Genomic DNA, 13,555 nt, shown 5'->3' on the forward strand with positions numbered 1-13,555 from the left:
GGTCGCCCACCCCCTGGGGCGACCGGTCGGCGCTCCCCCTCACGAAGGACTCCCATGGCCGTGATCGACCTGCCCGTCAAGGGCATGACCTGTCAGGCCTGCGAGGTCAGGGTCACCAAGGCGCTGCGCACGGTACCCGGTGTGCTGAAGGTGAAGGTCTCCGTACGCCGCGGCGTGGCCCGGGTGCAGACCGACGCGCACATCCCGCGCAGTCGCCTGAACGCAGCGATCCACAAGGCAGGGTACGAGCCGGGCCACGATGACAACGCCTGGGTGACCACCGACTCCGTGGTCTGGCGGGACATCGCCCTGGCCGTCGGCACTCTGGCCGTCCTCGGCCTCGCGCTGCAGGCGAGCGGGCTGACGAGCCTCACGGACCGGGTCGGCGCGCTCGCCTCGTCGGGGAGCCTGCCGGTCATCGTCCTGCTCGGACTCGCCGCGGGCCTCTCGACCTGCATGGCCCTGGTCGGAGGGCTCGTCCTGGCGCTCTCGGCCCGCCATGCCGAGCAACGCCCCGCCGCGACCCCGCTGCAGCGCCTGCGCCCGCAGCTCGCCTTCAACGCCGGACGCGTCGTCGGGTTCGGGGTCCTCGGCACGCTGGTCGGCGCCCTCGGATCGGCCTTCACCCTGACCGGACGGGCGCTGGCCGTCCTGATGGTCGTCGTCTCGGTGGTCATGGGCGCGGTCGGCCTCAAGCTGACCAGCCTCTCCCCGCGCCTGTCCCGCGGCGGAACCTTCGCCCTGCCGCCGGCACTGTCGGGGGCACTGGGACTGGATCGCGTGCAGGGCCCCTACACCGACCGTCGTGCCGCGCTGCTCGGCGCCGGGACCTTCCTGCTGCCGTGCGGCTTCACCCAGGCCGTGCAGGTCTACGCGATGTCCACCGGCAGCCCGCTGCGCGCCGGGGTGATCATGAGCCTGTTCGCGATCGGGACCCTGCCGGGCCTGCTCGGCATCGGCGGCCTGACCGCCGCCGTCCGTGGCGCGTTCGCCACCCGCTTCTTCCGCTTCGCCGGCGTCACCGTGCTGGCCTTCGCCGCGATCAACGTCACCGGCGCCCTCGGGGTCCTGGCCCCGGCCCTGGTCGCACCCGCAGCAGCCGCCGCGACCACCACCACGGGCCTCTCCGACAACGTCACCCTCGACGGCGACCTGCAGATCCTGAGCACCACGCAGGTGGCCAACGGGTACGAGCCGGCTGCCGCGACGGTGTACGCCGGGCGGGAGGTCCGCTGGGAGATCGACTCCGTGGCGGTCAGCTGTGCCGCCTCCCTGTACGCACCCGACCTGGGCATCGAGCCGACGGTGCTCGAGCGGGGCCTCAACGTCCTGTCCTTCACCCCGACAGAGACGGGAACCCTGCGCTACTCCTGCGGCATGGGCATGTACTGGGGGTCGATCACCGTCATCGAGGAGCCCGCGCAGCCGACGGGCTGAACCGCGTACTCGCGTCGGGCGACCGGTGGGCCGGCCTTGCCCCCTGTCCCGTCACCACATGCCCCCCGGGCCGAGGCGTGATCGTCACCGACGGGTTGGCCGGCACCGTGAGTCCGCACCGCGCCGACGTCTTGATCCGGTCTTCACCGTGCCGCAGCCACCGCTCGACACCCGCCCACCAGGATGGGCACATGGAGAGCGAAGCTGACGGCACACATGCGCGCGAGAGTGTCTCGATCGGTACCCCGGCGGCTCAGCACCGGCCCCGACGGACCGTCTGGACGGTCGTCACGGGTGCGCTCGGCGCCATCGGCGGGGTGGCGCCCCACGTCCTGCACCACGTCGGACCCCTGGTCGGGACGGCCCTGGTCGCCGGAGCTGGGGGGACCGCTCTGTTCGGCGTGCTCGGCCTCGCGGCCTCCGTACCGATGCTTCTCAAGCTCCGTAGGCGATTCGGCAACTGGTGGGCTCCCGGCATCGCGCTGGCCGCGTTCACCGCGATGTTCTTGGTGTCCTCGTTGGTCGTCGGACCACTCATCAGCGGCACCGACGTCGTGCCTGCATCCGACACCACCCCCGTCCACGACGACTCACACCACGAATGAGCGCGACGGCCGAATGCGCGTCCTGAGGACCTGGCCCCCTACGCCCGCAGCGCCGCCCCTGCTCTCAACGGGTTCACCGGCTCGGCCTTGCGCCGCGCCGTCGCACCGCAGGGGTGGTGAGCAGGCCCGCGGCCAGCAGCAGGACCGCCAACGCGTCGACAACCCCCGCCGGCCATCTGCCGAGGCGGTCGGCGAGTGTGAGCGAGGTGCGCAGCGGCAGGTCCTGGGCCATCTGGTTGCTGGTGAAGTGCCCGGTGCGCTCCAGGTACGTCCCGTCAGGACCGATCATGGCACTGACCCCCACGGTGGAGATCTGCACGACGGCCCGGCCGTGCTCCACTGCGCGGAAGCGTGACATGGCCAGCTGCTGGGTGGACTCCTGGGTCAGGCCGAACGAGGCGTTGTTGGTCGGGATGACGATCAGCTCGCCGCCCGCCACCACCGACTCCCGGATGAGCTGGTCGTACGCGACCTCGAAGCAGATGGCGGTGGTGATCGGCACGGCGCGGCCCAGACGCACGATCGGCACGTCCAGCAGCGCGATTCCGGCGCCCGCGACCATGTCGGTGCCGACCAGGTCGACCGCCGGGCTCAGCCGGCGGAAGAAGCTGCGGTACGGGATGTACTCCCCGAACGGGACGGGGCGCTGCTTGCTGTAGGAGGCCGTACCGCCCAGACCCGGTTGCCACAGGACGTAGTCGTTGTAGCGGACCGGTGGCTCGAACCGCTGCGTGCCGAACAGGATCGGCACACCTGCGGCCTGCGCGACGGCGTCAACCGCCGCGCCGAGCTCACGATCGGTACGCGGGTCGATGTCCGAGGCGCTCTCGGGCCACACCACGAGGTCCAGCGCGCCGGGGCCCACCTGTTGTAGGAGGGTCCGCGTACCGGACAGGTGGTTGTCGGCCACCGCCCTGGCCTGGGACATCGCCTCGGCCCCCTGCGCAGGCACATCGCCCTGGATCGCGCCGACGGCCAGGGTGCCGGACTGCGCCGCCGTCCCCAGCGGCATCAATCCCGGACCGAGCGCCACAGCCGAGGCCAGGACACCTCCCACGACGCCCGCACGCACGCCGTCATGCCGTACCCGGAGGGCCACGAGCGCAAGGACCCCACCGAGGACCACCACGGCCGCGCTGACCAGGGTGGTACCACCGAGTGAGGCGAGGCGCAGGAGCGGCGCGTCCGTCTGGGAGAAGGCAAGGACGCCCCAGGGGAAGCCCCCGAACGGCACCCGGCCACGCAGCTGCTCCACAGCGACCCACAGGACGGCGGCCGCCACCACCTGCAGGCCGGCCCGGTCCCGCACCAAGGGTGTGCGCCGCACCCAGACCCACACACCGCCGAACCCGCCCAGAGCAGAGGCCTCCATGGCTGACAGGGCGATCCAGCCGATCGGCTCGCCCACGGCCTCGTTCGCCCACCACAGGTGCGGCAAGAAGAATGCCAGGCCGAAGATCCCACCGGTCAGGAAGCCCCAGCGGACCGAGTCCCGGCGCAGGGCAAGCAGGAGCAGGGCAATCCCGACGTAGGCCATCGGCCACCACGACCGGGCCGGGAAGGCGGACTCGGTGGCCAGACCGCCGGCCAGAGCCAGGACGAGACTCACCGATGTGCGGGGACCGCGGCGGGGGTGCGGGCCGCCAGCTGTAGGGGCGGGTGCAGCGAGCAGCGTCGTCGTGGTCATGCTACGTAGGACAGGAGCGTCATCATGGCGAGCTCTGCGTGATGGAGGGTTGTGGCAGCGCACGGCCACTGACCGGGGTTGTCCGCGGGCAGGTCAACCGCCAGGGCCCGCATCGGCAGCACGTTGACCATGTCACCGCGGATTGCTGTGGGCGTGTGAGCGTCGGCTGCTCCGGCCGTTCTCATTGGTTCCTCCTGGTCTGGGACAGGGGTCCCTGCCTCATCACGGACGAGCGTGCGGGTCGCCCCTCCTGATCCTGACGGACCGGGTGGCCCTTCTTGCCACCACGAGTCGACGACAACACGACCTCCAGCATCGAGGACGTGTTGCGACGTCCGATGGAACCCACCCGTCGACCCCTGATCTGTCTTCCGGCGACGTAGACAACTCACGGGATCGGCAAGTGCAGCCCGCTGCCTCGCACGGTTCGATGCCCGCCACCGGGGGCCGCGCGGCTGGCTACCGAGGGGACCGGACGGACGCGTGGAGATCGAGGCCCTCGTGGAGGGGCAGGTCGCACCACCAGCCACATCGCCGCCAGGACCGTCACCAGACCGGCTGCGGTCCAGCCCGCCGGACGCTCGCCGAGCACCACCGCCGACAGGACGATGCCGAAGACGGGCGTCAGGAACGTCCACGTGGTCAGGGTGTCGAGCCGTGACCGGCGTGCCTCGATGAACCAGACCACTGTGGTCGCGGCGGTCGCCACGAGGGCCAGGAACGCCAGCACGGCGACAAACCTGGGTGTCCATGCGATCACCGGCGCCCCCTCGACGGCCGCAGCCAGGACCGCCAGGACCGCGCCGCCGATGATGAAGTGGCAGCCGGTGGCCACGATCACATCGAGTCCGCCCAGGCGCCGGGCTAACAGCGTGCCGCCGGTGATGGCCACCGCAGACAGCAGAGACAGGGCCGCGCCACTGCCGCCGCCGCCAGGCACCGCGACCAGGACAAGGCCGGTGAAGCCGACGACGAGCGCCCCGGCCGTCCGCGGCGAGACGACCTCGCCGTAGAGCCACCAGGCCGGTAGCAGGATGAGCAGCGGCTGGGCGTTCGACAGCACCGCGGCAGTGCCAGTCGCCAGGTCGGACACTCCCGCGAACATGGCCGCGAACGCGACCGTGACATTGACCAGCCCCAGCACCGTGATCAGCCCCCACGCTCGTGCCCCGGAAGGAACCGGACGCCGCTGCAGACCCGCCACCATCACGAGGACCACGCCGGCGAGGACGGCGCGTAGTGCCGCGAACCACAACAGCGGTGCATCGCGCAAACCGATGCGGATACCGATGAAGCAGGCGCCGAGCGCCACCGTCATCAACAGCATCCGCAGCGGCCTGGGCCGCCGTAGCTCCGCAAGACCGACGGGAGCCGGGCGGGCGGGCGACCGGGACCCAGCTCTCAGGGCTACGCCGGTCACCGCCCGGCCGTCGGGGCCGCGTCCGGGCCGGCTGCGACGCGCACCGGGGAGGACACAACGGGGGCGGGTAGGTTCAGGCGCTTGAGCAGCAGCGCGTTGACCGCGACGATCAGCGATGAGCCGGACATCGACAGTGCCGCGATCTCCGGCCGCAGGACCAGCCCGAACGCTGGGGCGAAGAGGCCCGCGGCGATCGGCAGGGCGATCGCGTTGTACCCCACGGCCCAGCCCAGGTTCTGTCGGATCTTGCGCAACGTTCCCTTGCCGATGCGCAGGGCGACCGGCACGTCCAGGGGATCCGAACGCATCAGGACGACGTCCGCAGTCTCGATGGCGACATCGGTGCCTGCGCCGATGGCGATGCCCAGGTCGGCGGTGGCCAGGGCAGGGGCGTCATTGACGCCGTCGCCGACCATGGCCACCTTCTTGCCGGCCTTCTGGAGCTCGGCGATCCGGTCGGCCTTGTCTCCGGGCAGGACCTCGGCGATCACGGTGTCGATGCCGAGCTGGTCGGCGATCCGCTGCGCGGTCGCTTCGTTGTCCCCGGTCAGCATGACCACCTCGATCCCGGACTTGTGCAGGGCGGCCACCGCCGCTCCGGCCGTGTCCCGGGCCGCGTCGGCCAGGGCGATCACCCCGACGGCGGTGCCGTCCACGGCGATCAGCACCGCGGTCCGCCCGGAGGCGGCCAACTCGTCACGGCGGGCCTCCAGAGTGCCGAGGTCGACGTTCTCGGCACTCATGAGGCGCCGGTTGCCCACCAGGACGCGACGGCCGTCGACCTCGGCTCCGGCGCCGTGGCCCGCGACGTTCCGGAAGCCGGTCGCCGTCAGGGTCGCCACGCCGCGGTCGGCCGCGTGCTGGTCGATCGCGCGCGCCAACGGGTGTTCGGACTCGCGTTCGACGGCGGCCACCAGGGCCAGCATCTCCTCCTCGCCGATACCGTCGGCCACGACGTCGGTGACCTCGGGTTCGCCCTTGGTCAGGGTGCCGGTCTTGTCCATCACGACGGTGTCGATCCGCGCAGAGGTCTCCAGGGCGGTCGCGTTCTTGAACAGGACCCCGCGCCGGGCTCCCAGGCCCGTGCCGACCATGATGGCCGTCGGGGTGGCCAGGCCCAGCGCGTCGGGGCAGGTGATGACCACCACGGTGATCGCGAAGAGCATCGCTGCCTGGACGGTGGCACCGGCAGCCAACCAGACCAGGAAGGTCGCGGTACCACCGACCAGGGCGACGAGAACCAGCCAGAACGCCGCCCGGTCCGCGAGCCGCTGCCCGGGAGCCTTGGAATTCTGCGCCTCCTGCACCATGGCGACGATCTGGGCCAGGGCGGTGTCCGCGCCGACCTTCGTCGCCCGAACCCGCAGCGTCCCGGTGGTGTTGATCGAGGCGCCGATCACCTCCGCACCGGGACCCTTGGCCACGGGCATGCTCTCCCCGGTCACCATCGACTCGTCGACCTCGGACTCGCCCTCCTCCACGACCGCATCGACGGGGATCTTCGAGCCGGGCCGCACCAGGAGCAGGTCACCGACCTGGAGGTCGGCGGTCGGCACCTCGACCGGCTCGCCGTCCCGCAGGACCAGGGCCGTGGCCGGTGCCAGCTCGAGCAGGGTCCGGATCGCGTCGTTGGCCCCGCCCCGGGCCCGCATCTCGAACCAGTGCCCCAGCAGCACGAAGGAGGTCAGCACCGTGGCCGCCTCGTAGAAGACCTCCCCGCCCCCGGTCACCGTGACCCCGAGGCTGTACAGCCAGCCGGCACCCACCCCCACAGCCACCAGAACCATCATGTCCAGGGTCCTGGCCCGCAGGGCCCGCACCGCGCCATCGAAGAAGATCCAGGACGAGTAGAAGATCACCGGTACGGAAAGGATCAGGGCGAAGACGTCGTCACGCAGCCCGAACGGGCCCGCGACCGTGAAACCGAGGACGTCGCGCCCGATCGGCGACCAGAGCAGGATCGGCACCGAGAGCACGGCGGCGACCAGGAGCCGGTTGCGCATGTCGCGCGCCATGTCCGCCATCGACATGGCGCCATGTCCGCCACCGTGCCCCATGACCTCCTGCGCCGACCGACCCACCGTCTCGTGCCCGGCGTGCAGATCAGGAACAGCGGGCGCGTCGTGACCCACGTGCGCACCGTGAACTCCAGGGATGGTCGAACCGGCGGGCTCAGCCATCGGGTCGCACACGTGCTCAGGCACCGACTGCCCGGCGCAGTGGAACCCGCAGTCACGGATCCAACCGGACAGCTCCGCGACGTCGGTGCGATCGGGGTCATAGGTGACGGTCGCGGTCTGGGCAACGATGTTCGCCTCGATCGACACGACCCCGGGGCGACGCCGCAGGGTCTGCTCCACCACCGCGCCCGACGTCGCCCAGTGCATCCCGCCGATCTGAAGTACAGCGCTCTTGGTCGTCATGGTCAGCCTTCCCTTGGTGTGCGTCGTGCCCGGTCCCCGAAGACGTCGGGGCCGCCCTGGGCCCCGTGCCGAGTGTCCTACGAGGGCCTCGGAACTGCCCGAGCGGGCTCCGCGTCGTGTGCCCTGGCCTGGAGGGCGGGCAGGAACTCCTGACGCATCCCCAGGGCCGCGTCGGTCATGGCTATCGAGGTGGGACCGTCGGTGATGCTGCCGACCAGTGCCCGGACGGCGTCGATGGACTCGGGCACGACGATGGCCTCGTTGTAGACCTGGTAGGTCAGGTAGGCCTCATCGCCCTCGACGTTCAGGACGTCCTCCCAGAGCGCCACCTCCCACATGTCACCGCGGGGTCGGCCGAGATCTCGCATGAGCTCGACGGTGGTGTTCAACGCGACCAGGCCATCGGCCATCCGGATGAACGCGATGCGCGGGGCGGCCCGCAGGGCGCCGAGCACCTCCTCGCGGCTCGCCGGGCGAGTCAGCTGCAGGCTCCAGAAGTGACTGTGTGTCTGGGTGTGCGCCGCCTTGGCGGCCATCGTCACCACATCGAGGTCGGGCAGGACCGTGCGGGCATCAGGCCCCTGGTGCGAAGGGATCGACGCCTCGGGCATGACGGTGTTCATCAGACCGCCGAGGTGCGACTCCCCTGGATCCGTGGCCCGGCGGATCAAGACGCCGCGACCCCGAGCCAGGAGCTCGGCTTCATGCAGCGCCCCGAGCACGCGCACGATGCTCGTGGTGTTGCACGAGACGACGCGGGTCGCTTCGCGCCCCAGCGCCGTGGCGTAGTTCGCCTGGGCGACGAAGGAGTGGCCGATGGTCGCATGAGCCTCCCCGCCCTGGAACACGGCCTTGACACCCGCGTCGCGATACCGCCCGACGTTGGTTGCCGCCACGGCCTTCGGTGTGGTGTCCACCACCGCATCGACCTGCCCGAGCAAATCGTGCAGGCTCCCGGCGACGGCCACACCGGCCGCGCGCATCGCCCCGTCGGCCTGTTCGGTAGCCGCGTAGACCGCGATGTCGTGACCGGTCGCAGTACGGATCCGCCAGTCCGATGCGACGTCGGCGACACCGACGAGCTCCATGTCCGGCATCGCACGGACAGCATCGGCAACACGCTTGCCGATCACCCCATAGCCGTTGACAGCAACACGGGTAGCACGCATCTTGCATCGTCTCCTTCGTCGTTCGGCGTCGCGCCGCGTCGGCGCACGGGTCCTGCGGGGTCTGGCATCCCCGGTCGGCGGCCCGTCCGGACCAGACCGGGGCCATGGGCCCTCTCAGCTGCGGACGAGCCGTGAGATGGCGTCCGATGCCTCCTTCAGCTTGGCGTCCTGCTCGGCACCGCCGGTACGCGCCGCCTCGACGAGGCAGTGGCTCATGTGGTCATCGAGCAGGCCCAGGGCCACGCTCTGCAGGGCGCGGGAGGCCGCCGACACCTGGGTCAGCACGTCGATGCAGTACTTGTCCCCCTCCACCATCCGCGCGATCCCCCGGACCTGCCCCTCGATGCGGCTCAGGCGCGTCAGGAGATCCGCCTTGCCGCCACTGGTTCCGATCATCTCTCTCGTCCTTCCTGTTGCTCCGCGTCACCGCGGCCCTGCCCCCTGCCTGAGTGAGGTACCCAGGGCAGGTGGAGGGGTCAGGCCGGATCGGCGCCGAAGGTCGCCGCGCAGTGCGCGGAGCAGAAGTAGTAGATGCGGCCCTCGTACGCCCGGCTCGCGGCCGCCGTCGAGGGGTCGATCGACATTCCGCAGACCGGGTCGATGACCGTGCCGTGCTCAGAGGTCCCGTGGTGGTGTGCCATGACGTGCTCCTTCTGTGGATCGCGTCCGACCTCGACCACCGGGACGGTGGCTGATGCGCGGACATTGTCTGGGATGGCCTGGGCCGCAAGACGCGGGAGCCGGTTGGCGTTGGCACGTCGGCGGCGACCTGCACAACGTCTGCGCTGTAGCCGCCCGCGACCGTGACCACCTGGACGCCGTTGTCGATGGCTGCGCGACGGGGTCTCTTCGGTCCGACGAACTGCCAGCCGATCAACCCCACCACCGCAGGTGCCGCGGCGAACACCACGATCTCGCTCGCGTCCACAACCTCACGCCTGCCGTCACCTTCCGCCTCGCGCAGGAGGCCCGCCCAACCGCGGATACCCCGGGCGGGTATCCATAACCCAGTTGACCCCTGCATGATGTGGGTCCGACCGAGGATCGGTGAAGGTTCGATGTGTCCCGCGTCAAGATTCCTGGCAGGGCCCGTTGCTTGCGGGTTGTCCCGCGCCGTCGCAGCGCAGGGGTGGTGAGCAGGCCCGTCTGGTCGCTGGTGAAAGGCCGGTGCGCTCCAGGAACGTCCCGTCCGGACCGATCATGGAACTGACCCCGACGGTGGAGATCTGCACCACCGCCCGGCCGTGGTCCACGGCACGGAAGCGCGACATGGCCAGCTGTTGGGTGGGTTCCTGGGTCAGGCCGAACGAGGCGTTGTTCGTCGGGATGACGATCAGCTCGCGACCCGCCACCACCGAGGCCCGGATGAGCTGGTCGTAGGCGACCTCGAAGCAGATGGCGGTGGTGATCGGCACGGCGCGGCCCAGACGCACGATCGGTACGTCCAGCAGCCCGATCCCGGTGCCCGCCGCCGCGCCGAGCTCGCGATCGGTGCGTGGGTCGATGTCCGAGGCGCTCTCGGGTCAGGGGCATGTCGGTCCGTGTCCTGGCTGGTCCTGGGGTGCCACCGGGTTCCACTGCGCCTCGGCATGCCGTGGCGGCGCGGCGCGCTGGTGTCTGAACATCTGGCACTGTCCGCCGGTCATCGTCACGGCGATGCCCCCGCCGACCCGTACCCGTACCAGCGGGTTGGCCGCGCAGTGGTCAGCCTCGACCGTCACCGAGTCGTGGGCGAGCGACACGCGTAGCCGTTGCCCCCTGTGCTGGAGGTCGAACTCAGCCCGGCGCAGTCCCGTCGGGAGCCTGGGATCCAAGATCACCGTGTCGTCCTGTGTGCGCAGCCCGGCGAAGGCCCGCACGACGATGTCCAGGGTCCCCGCCATGGCGCCCAGGTGCACACCCTCGCTCGTCGTTCCGCCCTGGGTGTCGTCCAGATCGGCCGCCAGGGCCTCCTGGAAGTTCTGCCAGGCGCGTGCGGGGTCCATCCGTGCGAGCACGGAGGTGTGCACGACCCGGCTCAGAGTGGATCCGTGCGCCGTACGCGCGAGGTAGTAGTCCACCGTCCTGGGCAGGATGTCGGGCGCCAGCGGGTAGCCGAGGCGGTCGAGGGTGGTTACCAGCTCCTCCGGGCCGAGGAGGTAGACGAGCATGAGCACGTCCGCCTGCTTGGCGAGCTTGTACCGGTTGGTCGAGTCGCCCTCGGCGTCCAGGATCAGGTCCAGTCGTCCGATATTCCCGTAGGTGCGTCGGTAGCGCCCCCAGTCGAACTCGATCAGGTCGTCGTAGCCATCGAACTGGCTGATGATCCCGTCGGAGTGGAACGGAACGGCCAGACGCCGGCTCAGCTGCTCCCAGCGCGCAGCCTCCCCCGCCCCGATCCGCAGGCGGTCGCGCAGATCGTCGCAGTCGTGCCCGGACGTCAGCGCCAGAACGTCGACGGCGCGCCCGCACACCCATGAGGTCAGCACATTGGTGTATGCGTTGTCACGCAGGCCCCGGCCGGGAGCGTCGGGATATCCGTCGTGGTACTCGTCGGGTCCCATCACACCGCTGAGGTGGAACCGGTCCTGGTCGGCGTCGTAGGTGGCCAGGGAGGTGAGGAAGCGAGCCACCTCGATGATCAGGTCGGCACCCCGGTGCGCGAGCCAGGCGACGTCGCCGGTGGCCTGGTAATAGCTCCAGGCGTTGTACGCCACCGCAAGTCCGACGTGGCGCTGACGCCGGGAGTTGTCCGGGATCCAGCGCCCCGAGCGGGTGTTGAACAGCTCCAAGGGCGTCTCCTCGCGCCCGTCGCTGCCGCTCTGCCACGGGAACATCGCCCCGGCGTACCCCTCGTGGGTAGCGGCCCGCCGGGCCGCCGGCAGGCGCCGGAACCGGTACTCCAGCAGGGCGCGGCCGACCCAGGGAAGGTGTGCGGTCAGCACGGGCAGGACGAACAGCTCGTCCCAGAACACGTGACCGCGGTACCCCTCACCGTGCAGACCGCGCGCCGGAACCCCGGCATCCACGTCGGCGGTGTGCGGGGAGACGGACTGGAGCAGGTGGAAGGCGTGGAGGTTGAGGACCAGCTGGGTCTGACTGTCGGCATCGAGCCTCACCGCGAACCTGGCCCAGAGGCGCGCCCAGGCGTCCTGGTGCTCAGCCAGCAGTGCGACGAAACCGCCCTGCGTCGCACCCAGCTGCTCGAGCGCGCCCTGGCGCGGCGATGCGAACGCGGCATCCCGGGACGTGACCACCGCGACGGTCTTGTCGACGGTGACCGGCTCACCGTCGAGCAGGACCAGGTCGAACCGGTGCATCGTCCGGTCGCCCTCCTGCTCCACGCCGGTCATGGCAGGGGTGCCGGTTCCGGTGAGCCGGACCCGGGCGCCCGTCGCGATCCGCACCTGGCTCTGCGTGGTCTCGACCTCCACGAGGATCGTGCCCTGCTCGGTCACCTCCGCCGCCACTGTCCGAAGATGCCGGTCGGCCAGACCCCGGTACTCCGCGACGTTGCCGTTCGTGACCCCGGCATCCACCCCGCACCGGATGCTGACCGGACCGGTCCAGCCCTCCGCCACCAGGGTGGTCTCCAGAGCCGCCACGTGCGGACGGGCCATCGAGACCAAGCGTCGTTGGGTCAGGCGCAGCCGCCGTCCCAGGCTGTCCGTCAGCACCGCATGCCGGGTCAGGAGCCCGCGTCGCAGGTCCAGCTCGCGCCGCTCCTGGGTCGTGGTCAGACCACCGGAAGACCACCACTCGGCCTGACCGACGCGTACGTCCAGGACCAACCAGTTCGGGACGTTGATCAGGCTTTCGTTCTCCATGGCCCGCCCATGGACGTTCGAGGTGATCCGGTTGTAGACCCCGGCGAGATACGTGCCTGGATAGTGCACGTCGTCGGCGGCCCGTTCCGGCGCTGTGCCGCGGGTTCCCAGATACCCGTTGCCGAGCGTGGTCAGCGCCTCGCGATGGCCTTCGTGGGCGGGGTCAAAACCCTCATAGACCAGTGACCAGGGATCGGCCCGCAGGGCACCGAGGTCCAGCTGGGAGACGTCGCCGAGGACCATGTGAGCACCAGCGGCGAGCAGCGCTTGGCGCTGGTTGCCGCGGTCGATGCCGACCACGAGACCGAACCCCCCGCGCCGCGCCGCGGCGACACCCGCCGTCGCGTCCTCGACCACCGCCGCACGGGCCGGATTCACGCCAAGCAGCTGAGCCGCCTCGAGGAACATCGCCGGGGCGGGTTTGCCCGGCAGGCCCCTCTCGGCTGCCACCTGGCCGTCCACCACGACGTCGAAGAGGCCCGTGAGGTCCGCTTCGGCGAGCAGCACCGAGGCGTTGCGGCTCGCAGTGACCAGAGCCGCGCGCACCCCGCCTGCCTTCAGGCGGCGCACCAGGTCGACCGTCCCGGGGAACACCCGGACACCCGCACGCGCGAGCGCCTCCAGGTAGAGGGAGTTCTTCCGCGCCGCGAGCCCGTGCACGGTCCACGCATCAGCCAGGTCGCTCTGGTCGCCCACCGGCAGGGCGATCCCGCGGGCCTCCAGGAACGCGGAGACCCCGTCCTCACGGGCACGGCCGTCGACGTAGCGGCGATAGTCAGTCACCGCGTCGAAGGGCTGGTACGGACCGGCGCCCGACAGCCTCAGGTCGTTCAGCACCTCGTCGAAGAGTCGCGCCCATGCCGCGGCGTGAACCGACGCGGTGTCCGTCACGACACCGTCCATGTCGAAGATCACCGCCTCCTGGGGCGGGACGGCACCCGTCGGGACGGCACCTTCGGGGCGATCGCTGCCGTCCGCCCATGCGTGCGTCACTACGGATCCTCCTGA

General features: G+C 70.8%; 10 protein-coding genes. 2 read left to right on the forward strand and 8 right to left on the reverse strand.

Going from position 1 to position 13,555, the window contains the following annotated elements:
* Window positions 1–54 precede the first annotated feature (54 nt).
* Entirely contained in the window at window positions 55–1,437 is a 1,383-nt protein-coding gene (locus tag K415_RS0117560; protein WP_024288342.1) for a sulfite exporter TauE/SafE family protein, read from the forward strand.
* A 191-nt stretch (window positions 1,438–1,628) separates the two neighbouring features.
* Complete coding sequence (locus tag K415_RS23030) at window positions 1,629–2,042, forward strand: hypothetical protein (RefSeq protein WP_024288343.1); 414 nt, start codon at window positions 1,629–1,631, stop codon at window positions 2,040–2,042.
* 73 nt (window positions 2,043–2,115) lie between these two features.
* On the opposite strand, the gene lnt is transcribed toward K415_RS23030, so the two are convergent.
* From lnt to K415_RS0117610, 8 genes are all read right to left on the reverse strand, one after another.
* A complete protein-coding gene (gene lnt / locus K415_RS0117570) occupies window positions 2,116–3,729 on the reverse strand; it encodes an apolipoprotein N-acyltransferase (RefSeq protein ID WP_081785085.1) in 1,614 nt (537 codons plus the stop codon).
* A gap of 388 nt (window positions 3,730–4,117) precedes the next feature.
* The gene (locus K415_RS0117580; RefSeq protein WP_051480633.1) at window positions 4,118–5,056 is read right to left on the reverse strand and encodes a DMT family transporter; all 939 of its coding nucleotides are present in this window, start codon (window positions 5,054–5,056) and stop codon (window positions 4,118–4,120) included.
* Between the two features lie 89 nt (window positions 5,057–5,145).
* Window positions 5,146–7,572 carry a cation-translocating P-type ATPase gene (locus K415_RS0117585; RefSeq protein ID WP_024288346.1) on the reverse strand — a complete coding sequence of 809 codons (2,427 nt, stop codon included), beginning with the start codon at window positions 7,570–7,572 and terminating at the stop codon, window positions 5,146–5,148.
* Between the two features lie 77 nt (window positions 7,573–7,649).
* A complete protein-coding gene (locus K415_RS0117590) occupies window positions 7,650–8,741 on the reverse strand; it encodes a type II glyceraldehyde-3-phosphate dehydrogenase (RefSeq protein ID WP_024288347.1) in 1,092 nt (363 codons plus the stop codon).
* A 114-nt stretch (window positions 8,742–8,855) separates the two neighbouring features.
* Window positions 8,856–9,137 carry a metal-sensitive transcriptional regulator gene (locus K415_RS0117595; RefSeq protein WP_024288348.1) on the reverse strand — a complete coding sequence of 94 codons (282 nt, stop codon included), beginning with the start codon at window positions 9,135–9,137 and terminating at the stop codon, window positions 8,856–8,858.
* Window positions 9,138–9,217: 80 nt separating this feature from the next.
* Entirely contained in the window at window positions 9,218–9,382 is a 165-nt protein-coding gene (locus K415_RS0117600) for a YHS domain-containing protein (protein WP_081785274.1), read from the reverse strand.
* Between the two features lie 429 nt (window positions 9,383–9,811).
* A complete protein-coding gene (locus K415_RS0117605) occupies window positions 9,812–10,246 on the reverse strand; it encodes a nitrilase-related carbon-nitrogen hydrolase (protein WP_081785086.1) in 435 nt (144 codons plus the stop codon).
* Window positions 10,247–10,264: 18 nt separating this feature from the next.
* The gene (locus K415_RS0117610) at window positions 10,265–13,540 is read right to left on the reverse strand and encodes a beta-phosphoglucomutase family hydrolase (RefSeq protein WP_024288351.1); all 3,276 of its coding nucleotides are present in this window, start codon (window positions 13,538–13,540) and stop codon (window positions 10,265–10,267) included.
* Between the last annotated feature and the right edge of the window lie 15 nt (window positions 13,541–13,555).

Source organism: Cellulomonas sp. KRMCY2, assembly GCF_000526515.1.
GTDB lineage: Bacteria > Actinomycetota > Actinomycetes > Actinomycetales > Cellulomonadaceae > Actinotalea.